Genomic DNA, 18,920 nt, shown 5'->3' on the forward strand with positions numbered 1-18,920 from the left:
CCCGGCCCGGCCCGGCCCGGCCCGGTGGTCAGGTGGTCAGGGCGTCGGGGTGGGCACCACCCGATTCGGCCACGATCTCCTCGACGGTCTGGGCCGGGCGCACGAGCGCGAACGTGACCTGCCCGGAGCCGGCGGCGGTGAAGCCGTGGACGGCCGGGCGGGGAAGTGAGTTGTACCCGTAGTGGTGGGCGAAGCAGTACGCGCCCGTGTCCAGCGCCGCCGCGTGGTCGCCCTGCTCCAGCAGCGGCAGCGGCTGCCCCCGGGCGAGCAGGTCGCCCGCGAAGCAGGCCGGCCCCGCCACGTCCTGCACCACCGCCGGGCCCTCCTTCGGCCACCCCTCGGCGTCGTACGCGGCGATCCTGAGCGGCCACGCCCCCGGGGCGTACACCGTCCGTGTGGCCACCTGCACGCCCGCGTGCGTCACCGCGACCGGACGCCCCCCGGCGCTCTTGGCGTACTCCACCCGGGCGACGACCGTGCCGTGTTTCGCCAGCAGCGACCGTCCGAACTCGGTGACCAGCCCGTACCGCCCGTCGAACAGCCCCGGCACGGTCTCCTCCAGCAGCCGCGCGTACCGCGCGTACGTCGGATCGGTCGCGTCGGAGGTGAAGTTCACCGGCAGCCCGCCACCGATGTCGACGGTGTCGACCTGCTGTCGCCCCGCGCGCCGGTTGATCTCCTCGGCCAGGGCGTACGTCTGGGCCACGCCCCTGGCCATCAGGGGCAGGGCGATGCCCTGGGAGCCGGTGTGCGTGTGCAGCCGGGTCAGCCACGGCCGGTCGAGATACGTCCGCACGACCCATTCCCGCGCCCCCTCGTCGCGCAGTGCCACACCGAACTTCGAGGTCGCCGTGGCGGTGGCCAGCGCCTCGATGGTGCCACCGCCGACCTGCGGGTTCACCCGGATGCCGAGGGGGGAGCGGAAACCGGCCGGCCGTGTCGGGGAGTCGGCCATCAGGGCGTCGATGCGCGCCAGCTCCTGCGGATTGTCCGCGTTGACGGCGATGCCCAGCGCCAGTGCCTCCCGCAGCTCGGCCGGAGTCTTGGCGGGCGAGTCCAGCACCGTCCACGCCGGCGGCACCCCCGCCGCCCGCGCCAGGGCCAGCTCGCCGAAGCTGGCGACCTCGGCCCCGATGCCCTCCGTGCGCAGCAGCCGCAGTACCGGTATCAGCGGGGTCGCCTTCACCGCGAAGGCGTGCAGCACGGGGGTGCCGGACGGTGTCACCGCCGCGAAGGCCTCCCGCAGCTCGGCCGCCGACTCCCGGATGCCCGTGACGTCGAGCAGCGCCACCAGAGGATGACCGGGACCGAGCAGTCCCTGCACCACGGCGGCCCGCACCGCCGCGTCCCGCCGGGACGCCCGCCCGGCCCCCGCCGCCCGCACGTCGTGCTCGCCGCGGCCCGTCTCCGGCGCCCCGCCGTCGTCTCCCGTGCCCGTGTCCCTGTCGCTGCCTGTGCCCGTGCTCATGTCGGCGCCCATGTCCTCAGCCAAGCACCGTCGGGCACCCCGTGCCGGCACCGCCGCATGCATTGACTGACCCTATTCATTCTGTGAAGGTGTGAATAACTGCAGTAAGTGCGGGAGCCCGCCATCAGGAGGCAGACCATGTCAGAACCCCGCCCGCCGGTCCGTGCCCCGCGCGGCACGGAGATGAGCACCCTGGGCTGGCCCCAGGAGGCCGCCCTGCGCATGCTGCAGAACAACCTCGACCCCGAGGTCGCCGAGCACCCCGGCCGGCTCGTCGTCTACGGCGGCACCGGCAAGGCGGCCCGCGACTGGCGCTCCTTCGACGCCATGGTCCACACCCTGAGAACCCTCAAGCAGGACGAGACGATGCTCGTCCAGTCCGGCCGCCCCGTCGGCGTCATGCAGACCCACGAATGGGCCCCACGCGTCCTCATCGCCAACTCCAACCTCGTCGGCGACTGGGCCAACTGGGAGGAGTTCCGCCGCCTGGAAGCCCTCGGTCTGACCATGTACGGGCAGATGACCGCCGGCTCCTGGATCTACATCGGCACCCAGGGCATCCTCCAGGGCACCTACGAGACGTTCGCCGCCGTCGCCGCGAAGAAGTTCGGCGGCACCCTCGCCGGGACCATCACCCTGACCGCGGGGCTGGGCGGCATGGGCGGCGCCCAGCCGCTCGCCGTCACCATGAACGACGGCGTCGCGATCTGCGTCGACTGCGACCCGCGCGCCATCGACCGCCGGATCGAACACCGCTACCTGGACGTGAAGGCCGACTCCCTCGACCACGCCCTCCGCCTGGCCACCGAGGCCCGTGACGCCCGCCGCCCGCTGTCCGTCGGCGTCCTCGGCAACGCTGCCGACGCGGTCCCGCAGCTGCTCGCCATGAGCGTCCCCGTCGACATCGTCACCGACCAGACCTCCGCCCACGACCCGCTGGCCTACCTGCCCACCGGAGTCGCCTTCGAGGACATGGCCGACGCCGCCGCCAAGGACCCGGCCGGTTTCACCGCCCGCGCCCGCCAGTCCATGGCCCGGCACGTCGAGGCGATGGTCGGCTTCATGGACGCCGGGGCCGAGGTCTTCGACTACGGCAACTCCCTCCGGGGCGAGGCTCAAACCGCTGGATACGAACGGGCCTTCGCCTTCCCCGGCTTCGTCCCCGCCTACATCCGCCCGCTGTTCTGCGAGGGCAGGGGCCCCTTCCGCTGGGCCGCCCTGTCCGGCGACCCCGCCGACATCGCGAAGACCGACCGGGCCGTCCTCGACCTCTTTCCCGAGGCCGAGTCACCGCAGCACGCGTCCCTCACCCGCTGGATGCGCCTGGCCGGGGAGCGGGTCCGCTTCCAGGGCCTGCCCGCGCGCATCTGCTGGCTCGGATACGGCGAGCGGGACAGGGCAGGCGAGCGGTTCAACGACATGGTCGCCTCCGGGGAACTGTCGGCCCCCGTCGTCATCGGCCGCGACCACCTCGACTGCGGCTCCGTCGCCTCCCCGTACCGCGAGACCGAGAACATGCTCGACGGCTCCGACGCGATCGCCGACTGGCCGCTGCTCAACGCCATGGTGAACGTGGCGTCCGGGGCTTCCTGGGTCTCCGTCCACCACGGCGGCGGCGTCGGCATGGGCCGCTCCCTGCACGCGGGCCAGGTGACGGTCGCCGACGGCACGAAGCTCGCCGGCGAGAAGATCCGGCGGGTCCTGACCAACGACCCCGGCATGGGCGTCGTCCGCCACGTGGACGCCGGTTACGAACTCGCGGACTCGGTCGCCTCGGAGCGGGGCGTACGGGTACCGATGCGCGAGGGGCGCGAGGGGCGCGAGGGTGAGGGAGCGTGACCGAGCCCTCCGAGCCCTCCGCGCCCCCCACCTTCCAGGAGATGTGGCGTGAGCTGCTCCCTCTCGGCCGCCACCCCGGCTCCGGCGGCTACCGGCGCCATGCCTGGACCGGTGCCGACGCCGAATGCCGGGACTGGTTCGCCGCGCAGGCGGAACGGCGTGGACTGCGGCTCGACGTGGACCGGAACGGGAACCAGTGGGCCTGGCTCGGGGACCCCGCCGACGGGGACGCCGTCGTCACCGGGTCCCACCTGGACTCCGTGCCGGACGGCGGAGCCTTCGACGGCCCCCTCGGCGTGGTCTCCGCCTTCGCGGCCCTCGACGAACTGCGCCGGAGAGAGGAGGAGGGCACCCGGCGGCGAATCCGGGACCGGGACCCTTTCCCCCGCCCCCTGGGCGTCGTCAACTTCGGTGACGAGGAGGGCGCCCGCTTCGGGCTTGCCTGCGTCGGCTCGCGGCTCACCGCCGGACAGCTCACCCGCGACCGGGCGCACCGCCTCACCGACGGCGACGGGATCACCCTGCCCCGGGCGATGGAGGCCGCCGGACACGACCCCGACGCCATCGGCGCCGACCCCGAACGACTCGCCCGCATCGGCGCCTTCGTCGAACTGCACGTCGAACAGGGCCGTGCCCTCGACCTGTCCGGCGACCGGGTCGGCATCGCCAGTGCCATCTGGCCGCACGGCCGCTGGCGGTTCGACTTCCGCGGCGAGGCCAACCACGCCGGCACCACCCGCCTCGCCGACCGCCGCGACCCCATGCTGCCCTACGCCGAGACCGTCCTCGCCGCCCGCCGCGAGGCCGAACTCGCCGGTGCCGTCGCCACCTTCGGCAAGATCGCCGTCGAGCCGAACGGCGTCAACGCCATCCCCTCCCTGGTACGCGGCTGGCTCGACTCCCGTGCCGCCGACCAGATGAGTCTGGACATTGTGGTCGCCGGGGTGGAGAAGGCGGCCCGCGACCACGCCGCTGCCCACGGCGTGGACCTGGACGTGGTCCGCGAGTCCCGCACACCCGTCGTCGACTTCGACCACGCCCTGCGCGACGAACTCGCCCGCATCCTGGGCCGGGAGGCGGACGACGGGCAGACACCGGCCCGGATCCCCGTCCTCGGCACGGGCGCCGGACACGACGCCGGGATCCTCTCCGCGAGCATTCCGACCGCCATGCTGTTCGTGCGCAACCCCACGGGCGTCTCGCACTCCCCCGCCGAGTACGCGGCCGAGGACGACTGCCTGGCCGGGGCGGCCGCACTCGCCGACGTACTGGAGGGACTGGTGTGCGGGTGACACAGGACAGCGGCACCACGGCGAGCGCCACGGCCGGCCCGACGGGCATGGCCACCACGACCGCTGTCCCCGCCGCCTCCACCCCGCCGTCCCCCACGGCCACCGGGCGGACGTACTGGCTGGAGCACGCCTGGCTCGGCGACCGGGTCGAGCCGGGCGTGACCGTGACCGTCGGTGTCCGCGGCGCCGGCGACGTCCGTGGTGACGGCCGCATCACCGCCGTCACCACGGACGTCCCCGCCCCGCCCCCCGGGGCCGAGATCCTGCGCGGTCTGACCCTCCCCGGGCTGGCCAACGCCCACTCGCACGCCTTCCACCGCGCTCTGCGCGGCACCGTCCAGGCCGGCGTCGGCACCTTCTGGACCTGGCGCGAGGTGATGTACTCGGTCGCCGACCGACTGACCCCCGAGACCTACCACCGGCTCGCACGCGCCGTGTACGCGGAGATGGCGCTCGCCGGCATCACCGCCGTCGGCGAGTTCCACTACCTGCACCACGCCCCCGGCGGCACCCCGTACGCCGACCCCAACGCCATGGGCGAGGCCCTCGTCATGGCCGCCGCCGAGGCCGGCATCCGCATCACCCTCCTCGACACCGCCTACCTGTCCGCCGGCTTCGGCGAGCCGCCCACCGCCCACCAACGCCGCTTCTCCGACGGCACGGCCGAGGCCTGGGCCGAACGCTGTTCCCTTCTCGAGGAACAGGATCACGCGCGGATCGGTGCCGCCATCCACTCCGTACGGGCCGTGCCCGCCCGGGAGCTGGCGACCGTGGCCCGCTGGGCGCAGGAGCGGCGGGTTCCGCTGCACGTGCATCTGTCGGAGCAGACCGCCGAGAACGAGGCCTGCCAGGAGGCGCACGGCCGCACCCCGGCCCGCCTGCTCGCCGACCACGGCGTGCTCGGGCCGCGCACCACGGGCATCCACAGCACCCACCTCACCGGCCAGGACATCGCGCTCATCGGCGACAGTGGCACCGGCACCTGCATGTGCCCCACCACCGAACGCGACCTCGCCGACGGCATCGGTCCCGCGGCCGCCCTGCAGCGCCGGGGCTCCCCGCTCTCCCTCGGCTCGGACAGCCACGCCGTCATCGACCTGCTGGAGGAGGCGCGCGCCCTGGAACTGGACGAGCGCCTGCGCACCCGCACCCGTGGTCACTGGACGGCGAACGCCCTGCTCAGGGCCGCCACCGCCGACGGGCACGCCGCCCTCGGCTGGGACAGGGCGGGCACCATCGAACCCGGCGCCCCCGCCGACCTGACCACCCTCACCCTGGACTCGGTCAGAACAGCGGGGCCACGGCCCCGGCTCGGCGCCGAGACCGCCGTGTTCGCCGCGACAGCGGCCGACGTACGGCACACGGTCGTGGCGGGACGGCACGTCGTACGCGACGGGACGCACACCCTCGTCCCCGATGTGCCGCACGCCCTCGCGCGTGCTGTCGAGGCACTGAGGTCCTGAACGCCGCCGGCCGGAACGCCGGGCGTCCGAGGACCGGCCACCGCAGCCCCGTACCCGCCCCCGCCATCCACGAGGACGCCATGAGCAGCACCGCCATCGTCGACATCGCCACGCTGGTCACCAACGATCCCTCCCGCGGAGGGGGAGCGTCTCCTCTCGGGCTGGTCCGGGACGCGGCCGTGGTCATCGACGGCGACCGCGTCGTGTGGACCGGCGAATCGAACACAGCACCCGCCACCGACAACCGGGTCGACGCCGAAGGCCGGGCGGTGGTCCCGGGCTTCGTCGACTCGCACTCCCACCTGGTCTTCGCGGGCGACCGCACCGACGAGTTCAACGCCCGGATGTCCGGCCGCCCCTACCGTGCGGGCGGTATCCGCACCACCGTCGCCGCCACCCGGGCCGCGAGCGACGCGGAACTCGAGGCGAACCTGACGCGTTTCCTCGCCGAGGCGCTGCGGCAGGGCACCACGACCATCGAAACCAAGTCCGGCTACGGCCTGACCACCGAGGACGAGGCCCGCGCGCTGCGGCTGGCCGCCCGCCACACCGACGAGGTCACCTACCTCGGCGCCCACATCCCTGCCCCCGAGTACGCCGACGACCCGGCCGGCTACGTGGACCTGGTCACCGGGAAGATGTTGGACGCCTGCGCGCCGCACGCCCGCTGGATCGACGTCTTCTGCGAGCGGGGCGCCTTCGACGGCGACCAGGCGCGCGCCGTTCTCACCGCCGGTCGGGCCAGGGGCCTGCACCCGCGCATCCACGCCAACCAGCTCTCCCACGGCCCCGGCGTGCAGCTCGCCGTCGAACTCGACGCGGCCAGTGCCGACCACTGCACGCATCTCACCGACGCCGACGTGGACGCCCTCGCCCACAGCCGCACGGTCGCGACCCTGCTGCCGGGCGCCGAGTTCTCCACCCGGGCCGCCTGGCCGGACGCCCGCCGGCTGCTCGACGCGGGTGTCACCGTCGCGCTGTCCACGGACTGCAACCCGGGGTCGTCCTTCACGTCCTCGGTGCCGTTCTGCGTGGCCCTCGCCGTGCGGGACATGGGCATGACGCCCGACGAGGCGCTCTGGTCGGCCACCGCGGGCGGTGCGGCGGCCCTGCGCCGCACCGACATCGGCCGCATCACCCCCGGCGCCCGTGCCGACCTCGTCCTCCTCGACGCCCCGAGCCACGTCCACCTGGCCTACCGCCCCGGTGTCCCACTGGTCGCGGGCGTGTGGCGGCGAGGCGTCCGCGCACTCTGAGCCGTCCGCGAGCCCTCTCCTTCGCGCGCCCCCCTCCCCCTCCGCGCACCCGGATCGGCGGCCGGCGGCGGGAAACGCGTTGCGCCCCGTACCCGGCCGGTGTCCGGTGGCACCCGGGGAGGGCGTCCGGCGCCGGCGGAGTGCGCGGCGCAACGTGCAGGGCATGCCGTGCGAGTCGTCCGTGCGGGCCGTGTCCTGTGTCGACCGTGCGGGGTGCAGGACGCGGCCGCCCGTCATTCCTCGATGGTCAGCCCCTTGCGCAGCCGTACCAGGGTGCGTGACAGCAGGCGTGACACGTGCATCTGTGAAATACCCAGTTCCTCGCCGATCTCCGACTGGGTCATGCCTGCCACGAAGCGCAGCGAGAGGATCTTCCGGTCGCGCGGTGACAGTTCGGCGATCAGCGGCTTCAACGACTCGACGTACTCGATTCCTTCGAGCCCGTGGTCCTCGTAACCGATCCGGTCCGCCAGCGCGCCCTCGGAGTCGTCCTCCTCCGGCTGGGCGTCGAGCGAGGAGGCGGTGTAGGCGTTCGACGCCGCCATGCCCTCGACGACCTCGTCCTTGGAGATGCCCAGCCGCTCGGCCAGTTCGCCCACCGTCGGGGACCGGTCGAGTTGCTGGGCCAGCTCGTCACCGGCCTTGACCAGGTCGAGCCGCAGCTCCTGCAGCCGGCGCGGTACGCGCACGGACCACGAGGTGTCACGGAAGAAGCGCTTGATCTCACCGATGATGGTCGGCATCGCGAAGGTGGGGAACTCCACACCGCGTGAAAGCTCGAAGCGGTCGATCGCCTTGATCAGACCGACGGTGCCGACCTGGATGATGTCTTCCATCGGCTCGCTGCGCGAGCGGAAGCGGGAGGCGGCGAACTTGACCAGGGCCAGGTTCAGCTCGACGAGCGTGTTGCGTACGTACGAATACTCGTGGGTGCCTTCCTCCAGCGACTCCAGCCGCTCGAAGAGGGTCTTGGACAACGCCCGCGCGTCGACCGGGCCCACCTCGTCAAAAGGGGGGATCTCCGGGAGTCCGACGAGCAGATCGTGGTCCGGGACGACATCCACGTCGTCCTGCTCGATGGGAACCAGATGTTCCGGAGGGAGTGCCGACGTCGCTTCCTGGGCAGGCGATGCGTCGAGCCGGGGTGACATGATGTCCTCCAACGTTCTCGGCTTATGGCTGCCGATGCCGTTACGTGCACTGCGGTGTGCGGCGCCTCCAAAGCCGGCCGTGTCGAGTACGTGTCCCTCCTAGCCCTACCCGCTTTCACAAGCTCACCGCAAGTAAGTTCTGTTGGCATATGTCCGTTTGGGGGCGATTGTTCGGCTGTCGAAGCGCGCCGGAAAGGCGTAATGTTCGACAGCGTCAGTAGCAGCCACGACCGGTGGGAGAGAGAGACGGCATGGACCGCGGGACGGTCGGCAGTGCACAGTCGGGCCGGCTTCTGGTCGACGTGCGGGAAGAGGGCCCCAGCGTCGTCGTGGCCCCGGCGGGTGAGTTGGATCATCACACCGCCGATCTGTTGCGCGAGCCACTGGAGAAATGCCTCGCCAAGGGATTCAAGCGGCTTGTCATCGACTGCTCCGGCCTGGGGTTCTGCGACTCCACCGGACTCAATGTGCTGCTCGGTGCCAGGTTGAAGGCCGAGGCGGCCGGTGGCGGGGTGCATCTCGCGGGAATGCAGTCCGTGGTCGCGCGCGTGTTTGAGATCACGGGAGCGGACGCGGTGTTCACCGTCCACGACAGCCTCGAGGCGGCTCTGGCCGACGAATCCGGATGACCGCGCGGGCAGGTCGGTGCCGCCCCGCGGCGGGTCCGGGGGGCGGGCGTTCCCCCTCCGGTGCGTCGAGCGACACGTCGCTCCCCGGGTTTCCCCGCGAGCCCTTTTCCGGGTACTCCCTCATCGTTGAGCCTCTCTTGTGCGAACGTATGGGTGTTCCTTTGGTCACTTCGGGCAGAAGGAAAGCTGAACGTGTCTGCTGTTGTGGTCCCGGGGATGCCGAGAACTGGGCGATCCCGCACCGCGTGACCGAGTGAGTACGGATTTTTTCGAATGGTGAACTGGTGAATCGGTGAGGTGAAGCGCTGATGAGCACCACCCGGCCCCACCTGCCGGGCGACCGCGGTCCGGAACCCGGCGGTGCCTCCGGGGTACCCGGGGGCAGCGCGCCGACGGCGAGCGCGGCCGACGGGGGCGTGGCCTCGCCCCCGTCGGCCGCGCAGTCCACCGTGGCGTCCGTCCCGGAGGCATCGGGGTTGTCCGGTTCGTCGGGGGGAGGGCGTAAGGTCCGCCGGCTGAGTTTCGAGGACCAGAGCGGTGTCGTTCCCCTCGCCCGCGACTTCACCCGCCAGGCCCTGCACGCGTGGGGCTGGCTGCCCGCCGCCGACCGGAGGGCCGCCGCCGAGGACGTCCTGCTCGTCGTGTCCGAACTGGTCACCAACGCGTGCCTGCACGCCGAAGGGCCGGACCGGTTGAGCATCGCTTGCGACAACAAGGTGATCCGGCTCGAGGTCACCGACCGCGGCACCGGTCAGCCGGCACCGCGTACCCCGCACCAGGCGGGGCGGCCCGGCGGGCACGGCATGTTTATCGTGCAGCGTCTCTGTCTGGACTGGGGTGTCCTACGCACCCCCGGCGTCGCGGGCAAGACCGTGTGGGCGGAACTCGGGGCGCCCGCCTGACCGGCGGTGCCCCCCCGCGGTGCCCCCCCCCGCGGTGCCGCTCACCCCCACACCACCGCCCGCCGGAGTCCCACGGATCCGGCCCGCGCTGTGTCCTCCTTCTTCTGGCCCCCGGCGCACCCCGGCGGGCCGTCGAACCCGATGTGACGTCAGGAAGGGTGGGAGGGAGCAGCCTCCCGGGCCGTCCGCCGGACAAGTCCTCCGCGCGGGACCGGTCGTGGTGGGCCACGTACGCCCCCGACCACCGTGCCGACGGCCGCGTCGTCCTCGCGAACCGGGCCGCCACCGTCACCGCCACCGACGCGGCGCGGGCTCCGGATCCCGCCTCGTGACCACGGCGAGTCCGCCCGCGCCCGCCACGGCGAGTCCGCCCGCGCCCGCCACGGCGAGTCCGCCCGCGCCCGCCACGGCGAGTCCGCCCGGAGGGCCCCGCGTCCGCGTGTGTGTCGGCGTACGCGGACGCGGGGCCCTCCGCCCATGGGCGCGGCCTGTGGTGAGCCGCCCGGGTCATGGCCTCAGCGGACGCTGCCCATCAGTGCCTTGACCTTGCTGCGGTACCTCCACACCGCGACACCGGCGACCACCGCGAGGGCAGCCTCCATCGCGACGACGCCCGGCCTGTTCAGGTCGACACCGGCGAGGGAGAGCAGGCCGGTCGTGGCGTCACCGGCGGTGACGGCCAGGAACCAGACACCCATCATCTGCGAGGCGTACTTCGCGGGCGCCATCTTCGTGGTGACCGACAGGCCGACCGGGGAGAGCAGCAGCTCACCGACGGTCTGCGTGAAGTAGATCGCCACCAGCCAGGCCGCCGCCGCCTTGTGACCGCCCTCGGCGATCGACAGCGGAACGAGGAACAGGAAGAAGGACGCGCCGACCAGCACCAGGCCGGAGCCGAACTTCACGATCGTGCTGGGCTCCTTGCCGCGCCGGTTCAGTGCCAGCCAGAACCAGGCGAAGACCGGGGCCAGCGCCATGATCAGGACCGGGTTGACCGACTGGTACCAGGAGACCGGGAACTCCCAGCCGAGGACGCTGTTGTCGGCCGACGCGTCGGCGAAGATCGACAGGGTCGAGCCGCCCTGGTCGTAGATCATCCAGAACACGGCCGCGGCCACGAAGAACCAGATGTACGCGGACATCTTCGACTGCTCGTCCCGGTCCAGGTCCCGGTCACGCTTGATCCGCACCAGCACCAGCACCGGGACGATCACGCCGAGCAGCGTCAGCGGGACCAGGATCCAGTTCAGCGTGTAGGTGCCGGAGAAGCCGATGACGGCGTAGGCGACGACGGCGATGCCGGCCCAGAGGGCGGCCTTGCGCAGTGTGGTGGACTTCTCCGCGGCGGACAGGGGCTTGGGCACGACGCCGGAGTGCGCGGCGAGGTGACGGCTGCCCAGCAGGAACTGGAGCACACCCAGCCCCATGCCGACGGCGGCGAGCGCGAAGCCCAGGTGCCAGTTGACGCTCTCGCCGACGGTGCCGATGATCAGCGGCGCGGCGAAGGCGCCGAGGTTGATGCCCATGTAGAAGACGGTGAAGCCGCCGTCGCGACGCGGGTCGTCCGGACCGTCGTACAACTGGCCGACCATCGTGGAGATGTTGGCCTTGAGGAGGCCGGAGCCGATCGCGACCAGGCCGAGACCCGCGTAGAAGGTGCCGGCGGACGGCAGGGCCAGTGTCAGGTGGCCGAGCATGATGACCGCGCCGGCGACGGCGACGGTCTTGCGCGGTCCCAGCACCCGGTCGCCGAACCAGCCGCCCGGCATCGTGAGCAGGTACACCAGCGACAGGTACACCGAGTAGATGGCCGTCGCCGCACCGGCGTTCAGGCCCATGCCGCCCGGGGCGACGAGGTACAGCGGGAGCAGAGCCCTCATGCCGTAGTAGGAGAACCGCTCCCACATCTCGGTCATGAAGAGAGTGGCCAGTCCGCGGGGGTGGCCGAAGAAGGTCTTCCCGGAGCCGGGGGTTCCCGGCGGGACCGAGTCCTTCGTCAGGCTGGACGCCATGGTCGTTCCTTGTGGGTCGGGACGCGTCGCGTGAGTGTGTACGCGCCCGGTGGGGGCTGGCCGGCACCGGCGGGCCCCACCGTCCACCCCCACGCCCCTGGGGAGTCCGCCCCGGATCACGGAGCGGCGGACGGCGACCACCGGGATCCACGCCTCTCCGCGCGTCCATGCGCACCGAGGCCCGGCCGCAGGTCGTTCCTTCCGGGGCCGGCGGGAGTCGGCCGGGAGAGGCCGGCACAGGACCGGCCCGCACACGGACGGGGACCTTCGGCATCACATGCGCCGAAGGTCCCCGTGGTGCAACAGGCGTTGATTCACCATACGGCAGGACGGTGACCGAAATGGAAGGACATGAGACAGGGATCACAGGTTTCGGGGAGCTCTGGTCACCCGTTCGAAGGTTCTTTCCACGATCGCACCCCACACCTCCAGGTGCGGCACGCGGGTACCGGCGTGAGAATCCGGTGTGCTCCGGGTAAGAACCGGTGCAGGTGATCACACCCCGGGCCGTGTCGGTACGGGACTACCATCAGTCCATGACCCGTGTACTGCTCGCCGAGGACGACGCGTCCATCTCGGAGCCCCTGGCCCGCGCCCTGCGCCGGGAGGGGTACGAGGTGGAGGTGCGTGAGGACGGACCCAGCGCGCTCGACGCAGGCCTGCAGGGCAGCATCGACCTGGTGGTGCTGGACCTCGGACTGCCGGGCATGGACGGCCTGGAGGTCGCCCGTCGGCTGCGTTCCGACGGTCACGCGGTCCCGATCCTGATCCTTACCGCGCGCGCCGACGAGGTCGACACCGTCGTCGGTCTGGACGCCGGTGCCGACGACTACGTCACCAAGCCGTTCAGGCTCGCCGAACTGCTCGCCCGGGTGCGGGCCCTGCTGCGGCGCGGCGCCGCCGAACCGCAGCAGCCGCCGGCGACGCACGGGGTGCGCATCGACGTCGAGTCGCACCGGGCATGGATGGGCGAGGAGGAACTCCAGCTCACCGCAAAGGAGTTCGACCTGCTGCGGGTCCTGGTCCGGGACGCGGGCCGGGTCGTCACCCGCGACCAGCTGATGCGCGAGGTCTGGGACACCACCTGGTGGTCGTCCACCAAGACCCTCGACATGCACATCTCCTGGCTGCGCAAGAAACTCGGCGACGATGCGGCCAACCCCCGCTACATCGCGACCGTGCGGGGCGTGGGATTCCGCTTCGAGAAGAGCTGACCCCCCTGTACGTCGTGATTCCGCCGGTTCGGATATGAGGACATGCGCCGCCGACTGATCCAGTCCACACTCGCCGTGGTGCTCGTCGTGATCGCCGTGTTCGGCGTGTCCCTGGTGATCGTGGAGACCCGTACGATCACCGAAAGCGCCAGGGAGCGGGTCGAGTCCGAGGCGGTACGGCTCGCCAGCATCGTCGACAGCAGGCTGCTCCTCGAGGAGAAGGTCACCGCCGGGGTCCTCAGGGACCAGGTCACCGAGGACCGCTACGTCGTCGTCCGCCTGCCCGGCAGGGAGCCCGTCGAGATCGGGGAGAAGCCGCAGGGCGAGGTCATCGGTGCCTCGGCGTCCGGCGAGGAGGGCGAGACGGTCACCGTCCAGGAGCCGAGCTCCTCGGTGACCCGGGAGGTCGGCCGCACGCTGCTGATCATCGGACTGGTGGCGTTGCTGGCGGTGATCGCGGCGGTACTGCTGGCGGTCCGCCAGGCCAACCGGCTCGCCTCCCCGCTGACCGACCTCGCGGAGACCGCCGAGCGCCTCGGCTCGGGCGACCCGCGCCCCCGCCACCGGCGGTACGGCGTCCCCGAGCTGGACCGGGTCGCGGACGTACTGGACTCCTCCGCCGAGCGCATCGCCCGCATGCTGACCGCCGAGCGGCGCCTGGCCGCCGACGCCTCCCACCAGCTGCGCACCCCGCTCACCGCGCTGTCCATGCGGCTGGAGGAGATCACTCTCACCGACGACCCCGAGACGGTGAAGGACGAGGCGACGATCGCGCTGGCGCAGGTGGAGCGGCTGACGGACGTGGTGGAGCGGCTGCTGACCAACTCCCGCGACCCGCGGACCGGTTCGGCCGTCACTTTCGACCTGGACGAGGTGATCCAGCAGCAGCTCGCGGAGTGGCGCCCCGCCTACCGCAGCGCCGGCCGCGCGATCGTCACCTCCGGCAAGCGGCACCTACGGGCCGTCGGCACGCCGGGCGCTGTCGCCCAGGTGCTGGCCGCGCTGATCGAGAACTCCCTCATGCACGGGGGCGGCACGGTCGCCCTGCGCACCCGGGTCACCGGGAACCAGGTCGTCATCGAGGTCACGGACGAGGGACCGGGAGTCCCCACCGACCTGGGCGCCCGCATCTTCGAGCGCGCGATCAGCGGCCACAACTCCACCGGCATCGGCCTCGCGGTCGCCCGCGACCTCGCCGAGGCGGACGGCGGTCGCCTGGAGATGCTCCAGGCGAAGCCCGCGGTCTTCGGCCTGTTCCTGTCCCGCACCCCGCCGCAGAAATCCCGGGACGACAACCGCCACACGGTGCGCTGAGCAGGGAGGAAGCCGGCGCACGTACCGGCACCGGCCCGGGCCCGGTGTCTACGGCACGCGCTGCCGGGAGGGCGGCCCCGAGGCCTCGTGCCCGCTCTCCGCGACGGGACCCGACGCCGGTGCCGCGGCCCCGGGCAGCGCGCGGAACACCCAGCTGCGGTAGGACCAGAACCGGAACAGGGTGGCGACTCCGATGCCGAGGAACTTGAAGATGTTGCTCTGCAGCGGGCTGTCCCAGCCGAATCCGTAGGTCGCCGCGTACAGAAGGCCGTTCTCGATCACCAGGCCGACCGCGCTGAACAGCAGGAACAGCGACATCTCCTTGGTGCGCCCGGACTTGTCGCGGTCCCGGTAGGTGAAGTAGCGGAAGCCCAGGTAGTTGAAGACGATCGCGACGACGGTCGCGACGACGCTCGCCCGCACCACCGGGAGATCGGTCACCTGCCGGACCAGGTTGAACACGAGGAGATTGACCAGCAGCCCCGCCCCGCCGACCGCGCCGAACTTCACGGCTTCGCGGACGAGCCGGTCGAGGCGCTGCCGTATGGAGCCGCGCGGGGCCGGGGCGCCCGTCGAAGGCCCCGAGGAACCGCGTCCCATGGTCGTGCCGGCCCCCGTCCGTGGAGTGGCGTCGTAGGAGCGCCGAGGTGGCGTCAACCAGACCATGCTAACCATCCGTCCGCGCGATCCTCCCTCGGGCGGACGCCGGGGCCACAGACCGTCCGGGAACGGTCCAGGAGCGGCCGGGAACGACCGTGGAATCGGCCACCATGGCTCGACCGATATCCTGGGGGCGTGACGTTCCCGGTAGTCGGCATGGTCGGCGGGGGCCAGCTCGCTCGTATGACACACGAGGCGGGCATCCCGCTCGGCATCAGGTTCAAGCTCCTCAGTGACACTCCGCAGGATTCCGCGGCGCAGGTCGTCGGCGATGCCGTCGTCGGCGACTACCGCGACCTGGACACGCTGCGCGCGTTCGCCCGCGGCTGCGACGTGATCACCTTCGATCACGAACATGTGCCCACCGAGCACCTCCGGGCCCTGGAGGCGGACGGCATCCCCGTCCGCCCCGGCCCCGAGGCGCTGGTGCACGCCCAGGACAAGGGGGTGATGCGCGCCCGGCTCGACGCGATCGGTGTGCCCTGCCCGCGGCACCGCATCGTCACGGACCCCCAGGACGTGGCCGCGTTCGCGGCCGAGGGCGAGGGCTTCCCGGTCGTCCTCAAGACCGTCCGCGGCGGCTACGACGGCAAGGGCGTGTGGGTCGTCGACTCGGCCGAGGAGGCCGCCGAGCCGTTTCGGGCCGGGGTCCCGGTGCTGGCCGAGGAGAAGGTCGACTTCGTGCGCGAGCTGGCCGCCAACGTGGTCCGCTCCCCGCACGGCCAGGCCGTCGCCTACCCGGTCGTCGAGTCGCAGCAGGTGAACGGCGTCTGCGACACGGTCGTCGCGCCCGCGCCCGGTCTGGACGAGGGCCTCGCCCTGCGCGCCGAGGAAATGGCGCTGAACATCGCCAAGGAACTCGGCGTCGTCGGCCATCTCGCCGTGGAGCTGTTCCAGACCCGTGACGGCCGCATCCTCGTCAACGAGCTCGCGATGCGCCCGCACAACTCCGGCCACTGGTCCATGGACGGCGCGATCACCTCGCAGTTCGCCAACCACGTCCGCGCCGTCCTCGACCTCCCGCTCGGCGACCCCCGCCCGCGCGCGAAGTGGACGGTGATGGTCAACGTCCTGGGCGGCGACTATCCCGACATGTACTCCGCGTACCTGCACTGCATGGCCCGCGACCCCCGGCTGAGGATCCACATGTACGGCAAGGACGTGAAGCCCGGCCGTAAGGTCGGCCACGTCAACACCTACGGCGACGACCTGGACGACGTGCTGGAGCGCGCCCGCCACGCAGCCGGCTACCTGAGAGGCACGATCACCGAATGAGCCCCAGCCCCGTAGTCGGCATCGTCATGGGTTCGGACTCCGACTGGCCCGTCATGGAGGCCGCCGCCAAGGCCCTCGGCGAGTTCGAGATCGACCACGAGGTCGACGTCGTCTCCGCGCACCGCATGCCCCGCGAGATGATCGGGTACGGCGAGCAGGCCGCGGACCGCGGGCTGAAGGTGATCATCGCGGGTGCGGGCGGTGCCGCCCATCTGCCCGGCATGCTCGCTTCGGTCACCCCGCTGCCCGTCATCGGTGTCCCCGTGCCGCTGAAGCACCTCGACGGCATGGACAGCCTGCTTTCCATCGTGCAGATGCCGGCCGGCGTCCCGGTCGCCACCGTCTCGGTGGGGGGCGCCCGCAACGCGGGACTGCTCGCGGCCCGGATCCTCGCCGCCCACGACGAGGAGCTCCTCGGCCGGATGCGGGAGTTCCAGCAGGAGCTGAACGACCAGGCCACGGAGAAGGGCAAACGCCTGCGCGCCAGGGCCGAGGGCTCCGGCAACGGCTTCGGCTTCGGGACGTGAGCCCCGTGACGTCCACGTCTCTCGACGAGGCCCGCGCGCTGCTTGCCGAGTTCCCCGTCGGGGACGGGCACAACGACCTGCCCTGGGCGCTGCGCGAACGGGTCCGCTTCGCACCGAGCGCCAGGGCCTCCTTCTCGGCGGCGTCCAGGTCCCCGACGGTCAGGTCGAGGTGGAACTGCTGTGAGTGCCGGCGCAGGCCGACGCGGCGGTAGGTGACCGGGGGCCTCCTGGACCGCGAGTGTCGGCCCGCCGGGCACCCGGAGGTCCACCCAGCCGCCCTGGCCCTCGATCGCTCGAAGCTGCCGCGGTCTCAGTCGCAGCCGAGAGAGTCGTAGGCGTCACAGCGACCCCGCCGGACCCGCCCCGTGGTGCAGAATGCAAGCAGACGCCGGTTCGGCCGACTGAGCCTCGGCCGAACCGGCGTCACCCGTTGCGTCAGGCGCCGGGGCGTCCCATCGCGCGGTAGCGCCATCCGGCCCGGCGCCACGCCTCGGCGTCGAGCGCGTTGCGCCCGTCCAGGACCAGCCGCCGGGCCGCGACCTCGCCCAGCGCCGCCGGGTCCAGCTCGCGGAACTCCCGCCACTCCGTCAGATGCAGCACCACGTCCGCGCCCCGCACCGCGTCGAGTGCCGAGTCCGCGTACCCGAGGGTGGGGAAGAGGCGCCGGGCGTTGTCCATGCCCTTCGGGTCGTACACGGTGACCTGGCCGCCCTGGAGGTGTATCTGGCCCGCGACGTTCAACGCAGGGGAGTCCCGTACGTCGTCCGAGTCCGGCTTGAAGGTGGCGCCGAGGACCGCGACCCGCTTGCCCAGGAACGCCCCGTCGCCCAGCGCCTGCCGGGTCAGCTCCACCATGCGGCCGCGCTGGCGCATGTTGATCGAGTCGATCTCCCGCAGGAAGGTCAGCGCCTGGTCCGCGCCCAGCTCACCGGCGCGCGCCATGAACGCCCGGATGTCCTTCGGCAGGCACCCGCCGCCGAAGCCGATCCCGGCGCGCAGGAACTTCGGGCCGATGCGGTCGTCGTAGCCGATGGCCTCCGCCAGCTTGGCCACGTCGGCGCCGGTGGCCTCGCACAGCTCGGCCATGGCGTTGATGAAGGAGATCTTGGTGGCGAGGAAGGAGTTCGCGGAGGTCTTCACCAGCTCTGCGGTCGGGAAGTCGGTCACCATGAACGGGGTGCCCTCGGCGACCGGCGTGGCGTACACCTCCCGCAGCAGCTTCTCGGCCCGCTCGCTCCTGACGCCCACCACGACCCGGTCCGGGTGCAGCGTGTCCTGGACGGCGAAGCCCTCGCGCAGGAACTCCGGGTTCCAGGCCAGTTCGGCTTCCTCACCGGCCGGCGCGTGCCCGGCCAGGTAGGCCGCCAGCCGGTCGGCCGAGCCCACGGGCACCGTCGACTTGCCGACGACCAGCGCGGGACCGGTGAGGTGCGGAGCCAGCGAGGCGATCGCGGAGTCGACGTACGACATGTCGCAGGCATACTCGCCGTGCCGCTGCGGAGTGTTCACGCAGACGAAGTGGAGGTCGCCGAACGCGCCGGCCTCGGCCCAGTCCATGGTGAACCGCAGCCGGCCGGTGGATCCCTCGATCCCGGCCACGTGACGGCGCAGCAGCTCCTCGAGTCCCGGTTCGTACATCGGGACCTCGCCCCGCCGGAGCATGTCGATCTTCTCCGGGACGACATCGAGGCCCAGCACCTCGAACCCGAGCTCCGCCATGGCCGCCGCGTGGGTCGCACCGAGATAACCGGTGCCGATCACGGTGATCTTGAGGGCCATGCGTGCTCCAGGGGTGTACGGAAGCCAGTGCGGGCTGAGCATATCCGGGGCCGCCGGGCGCGCCGCACGGGGCGATCCCGCTCGTCACCGCTCGTTGCGGCCCCGTGACCGTCCCGCTGTCACCAAACTCACGTGCTGC

16 protein-coding genes and 2 pseudogenes are annotated in these 18,920 nt (G+C 72.1%); 12 read left to right on the top strand and 6 right to left on the bottom strand.

Going from position 1 to position 18,920, the window contains the following annotated elements; all coding sequences use genetic code 11:
- Nucleotides 1–28 precede the first annotated feature (28 nt).
- Complete coding sequence (locus tag HUV60_RS20355) at nt 29–1,468, bottom strand: diaminopimelate decarboxylase (protein ID WP_257848681.1); 1,440 nt, start codon at nt 1,466–1,468, stop codon at nt 29–31.
- Between the two features lie 138 nt (nt 1,469–1,606).
- Here HUV60_RS20355 and hutU point away from each other — a divergent pair, with 138 nt between their 5' ends.
- From hutU to hutI, 4 genes are all read left to right on the top strand, one after another.
- Nucleotides 1,607–3,307 carry a urocanate hydratase gene (gene hutU, locus HUV60_RS20360; protein WP_257848682.1) on the top strand — a complete coding sequence of 567 codons (1,701 nt, stop codon included), beginning with the start codon at nt 1,607–1,609 and terminating at the stop codon, nt 3,305–3,307.
- A 41-nt stretch (nt 3,308–3,348) separates the two neighbouring features.
- Nucleotides 3,349–4,599, top strand: coding sequence for an allantoate amidohydrolase (locus HUV60_RS20365; protein WP_257850177.1), 1,251 nt, complete (start codon nt 3,349–3,351; stop codon nt 4,597–4,599).
- Between the two features lie 47 nt (nt 4,600–4,646).
- A complete protein-coding gene (locus HUV60_RS20370) occupies nt 4,647–6,062 on the top strand; it encodes a formimidoylglutamate deiminase (RefSeq protein ID WP_257850178.1) in 1,416 nt (471 codons plus the stop codon).
- Between the two features lie 80 nt (nt 6,063–6,142).
- Nucleotides 6,143–7,318 (top strand): imidazolonepropionase, encoded by a 1,176-nt coding sequence (gene hutI / locus HUV60_RS20375; protein WP_257848683.1) that lies wholly within the window; start codon nt 6,143–6,145, stop codon nt 7,316–7,318.
- A 233-nt stretch (nt 7,319–7,551) separates the two neighbouring features.
- Here hutI and HUV60_RS20380 read toward each other — a convergent pair whose 3' ends face one another.
- Entirely contained in the window at nt 7,552–8,469 is a 918-nt protein-coding gene (locus HUV60_RS20380; protein WP_257848684.1) for an RNA polymerase sigma factor SigF, read from the bottom strand.
- A gap of 251 nt (nt 8,470–8,720) precedes the next feature.
- Between HUV60_RS20380 and HUV60_RS20385 the strand changes: the two genes are divergently transcribed.
- The 3 genes from HUV60_RS20385 (at nt 8,721) to HUV60_RS20395 (ending at nt 10,332) form a co-directional block, all read left to right on the top strand.
- The gene (locus tag HUV60_RS20385; RefSeq protein ID WP_257848685.1) at nt 8,721–9,098 is read left to right on the top strand and encodes an STAS domain-containing protein; all 378 of its coding nucleotides are present in this window, start codon (nt 8,721–8,723) and stop codon (nt 9,096–9,098) included.
- Nucleotides 9,099–9,406: 308 nt separating this feature from the next.
- A complete protein-coding gene (locus tag HUV60_RS20390) occupies nt 9,407–10,000 on the top strand; it encodes an ATP-binding protein (RefSeq protein WP_257848686.1) in 594 nt (197 codons plus the stop codon).
- A 158-nt stretch (nt 10,001–10,158) separates the two neighbouring features.
- Nucleotides 10,159–10,332 (top strand): hypothetical protein, encoded by a 174-nt coding sequence (locus tag HUV60_RS20395; RefSeq protein WP_257848687.1) that lies wholly within the window; start codon nt 10,159–10,161, stop codon nt 10,330–10,332.
- A gap of 183 nt (nt 10,333–10,515) precedes the next feature.
- On the opposite strand, the gene HUV60_RS20400 is transcribed toward HUV60_RS20395, so the two are convergent.
- Nucleotides 10,516–12,012 carry an oligopeptide:H+ symporter gene (locus tag HUV60_RS20400; RefSeq protein WP_257848688.1) on the bottom strand — a complete coding sequence of 499 codons (1,497 nt, stop codon included), beginning with the start codon at nt 12,010–12,012 and terminating at the stop codon, nt 10,516–10,518.
- Between the two features lie 536 nt (nt 12,013–12,548).
- Between HUV60_RS20400 and HUV60_RS20405 the strand changes: the two genes are divergently transcribed.
- Both HUV60_RS20405 and HUV60_RS20410 read left to right on the top strand, forming a co-directional pair.
- Complete coding sequence (locus HUV60_RS20405; protein WP_257848689.1) at nt 12,549–13,226, top strand: response regulator transcription factor; 678 nt, start codon at nt 12,549–12,551, stop codon at nt 13,224–13,226.
- A 42-nt stretch (nt 13,227–13,268) separates the two neighbouring features.
- Nucleotides 13,269–14,540, top strand: coding sequence for an ATP-binding protein (locus HUV60_RS20410; protein ID WP_257848690.1), 1,272 nt, complete (start codon nt 13,269–13,271; stop codon nt 14,538–14,540).
- Nucleotides 14,541–14,588: 48 nt separating this feature from the next.
- On the opposite strand, the gene HUV60_RS20415 is transcribed toward HUV60_RS20410, so the two are convergent.
- Complete coding sequence (locus HUV60_RS20415; RefSeq protein WP_257850179.1) at nt 14,589–15,140, bottom strand: GtrA family protein; 552 nt, start codon at nt 15,138–15,140, stop codon at nt 14,589–14,591.
- A 195-nt stretch (nt 15,141–15,335) separates the two neighbouring features.
- Here HUV60_RS20415 and HUV60_RS20420 point away from each other — a divergent pair, with 195 nt between their 5' ends.
- The 3 genes and pseudogenes from HUV60_RS20420 to HUV60_RS33985 all read left to right on the top strand — a co-directional run.
- Nucleotides 15,336–16,475, top strand: coding sequence for a 5-(carboxyamino)imidazole ribonucleotide synthase (locus HUV60_RS20420; protein ID WP_257848691.1), 1,140 nt, complete (start codon nt 15,336–15,338; stop codon nt 16,473–16,475).
- Nucleotides 16,472–17,002 (top strand): 5-(carboxyamino)imidazole ribonucleotide mutase, encoded by a 531-nt coding sequence (purE, locus tag HUV60_RS20425; protein WP_257848692.1) that lies wholly within the window; start codon nt 16,472–16,474, stop codon nt 17,000–17,002. The genes HUV60_RS20420 and purE overlap by 4 nt, the downstream gene beginning before the upstream one ends.
- A pseudogene (locus HUV60_RS33985) lies at nt 16,999–17,127 on the top strand (membrane dipeptidase); the annotation flags it as partial. The gene purE and the pseudogene HUV60_RS33985, both read left to right, overlap by 4 nt.
- Here HUV60_RS33985 and HUV60_RS20430 read toward each other — a convergent pair.
- Nucleotides 17,109–17,289: pseudogene (locus HUV60_RS20430) on the bottom strand (VOC family protein); the annotation flags it as partial. The pseudogenes HUV60_RS33985 and HUV60_RS20430 overlap by 19 nt on opposite strands.
- A 148-nt stretch (nt 17,290–17,437) precedes the next feature.
- On the bottom strand, nt 17,438–18,781 hold the full coding sequence (locus HUV60_RS20435) for a UDP-glucose dehydrogenase family protein (RefSeq protein WP_257848693.1): 1,344 nt from the start codon (nt 18,779–18,781) through the stop codon (nt 17,438–17,440).
- Between the last annotated feature and the right edge of the window lie 139 nt (nt 18,782–18,920).

Origin of the sequence: Streptomyces sp. KMM 9044 (genome assembly GCF_024701375.2) — a bacterium.
Taxonomy (GTDB): Bacteria; Actinomycetota; Actinomycetes; order Streptomycetales; family Streptomycetaceae; genus Streptomyces.

Bases quoted from the DNA above. Each gene is read 5' to 3' on its own strand.
- HUV60_RS20355 (WP_257848681.1), bottom strand. From the start codon at position 1,468: ATGAGCACGGGCACAGGCAGCGACAGGGACACGGGCACGGGAGACGAC.
- hutU (WP_257848682.1), top strand. From the start codon at position 1,607: ATGTCAGAACCCCGCCCGCCGGTCCGTGCCCCGCGCGGCACGGAGATG.
- HUV60_RS20365 (WP_257850177.1), top strand. From the start codon at position 3,349: ATGTGGCGTGAGCTGCTCCCTCTCGGCCGCCACCCCGGCTCCGGCGGC.
- HUV60_RS20370 (WP_257850178.1), top strand. From the start codon at position 4,647: ATGGCCACCACGACCGCTGTCCCCGCCGCCTCCACCCCGCCGTCCCCC.
- hutI (WP_257848683.1), top strand. From the start codon at position 6,143: ATGAGCAGCACCGCCATCGTCGACATCGCCACGCTGGTCACCAACGAT.
- HUV60_RS20380 (WP_257848684.1), bottom strand. From the start codon at position 8,469: ATGTCACCCCGGCTCGACGCATCGCCTGCCCAGGAAGCGACGTCGGCA.
- HUV60_RS20385 (WP_257848685.1), top strand. From the start codon at position 8,721: ATGGACCGCGGGACGGTCGGCAGTGCACAGTCGGGCCGGCTTCTGGTC.
- HUV60_RS20390 (WP_257848686.1), top strand. From the start codon at position 9,407: ATGAGCACCACCCGGCCCCACCTGCCGGGCGACCGCGGTCCGGAACCC.
- HUV60_RS20400 (WP_257848688.1), bottom strand. From the start codon at position 12,012: ATGGCGTCCAGCCTGACGAAGGACTCGGTCCCGCCGGGAACCCCCGGC.
- HUV60_RS20405 (WP_257848689.1), top strand. From the start codon at position 12,549: ATGACCCGTGTACTGCTCGCCGAGGACGACGCGTCCATCTCGGAGCCC.
- HUV60_RS20410 (WP_257848690.1), top strand. From the start codon at position 13,269: ATGCGCCGCCGACTGATCCAGTCCACACTCGCCGTGGTGCTCGTCGTG.
- HUV60_RS20415 (WP_257850179.1), bottom strand. From the start codon at position 15,140: ATGGGACGCGGTTCCTCGGGGCCTTCGACGGGCGCCCCGGCCCCGCGC.
- purE (WP_257848692.1), top strand. From the start codon at position 16,472: ATGAGCCCCAGCCCCGTAGTCGGCATCGTCATGGGTTCGGACTCCGAC.
- HUV60_RS20435 (WP_257848693.1), bottom strand. From the start codon at position 18,781: ATGGCCCTCAAGATCACCGTGATCGGCACCGGTTATCTCGGTGCGACC.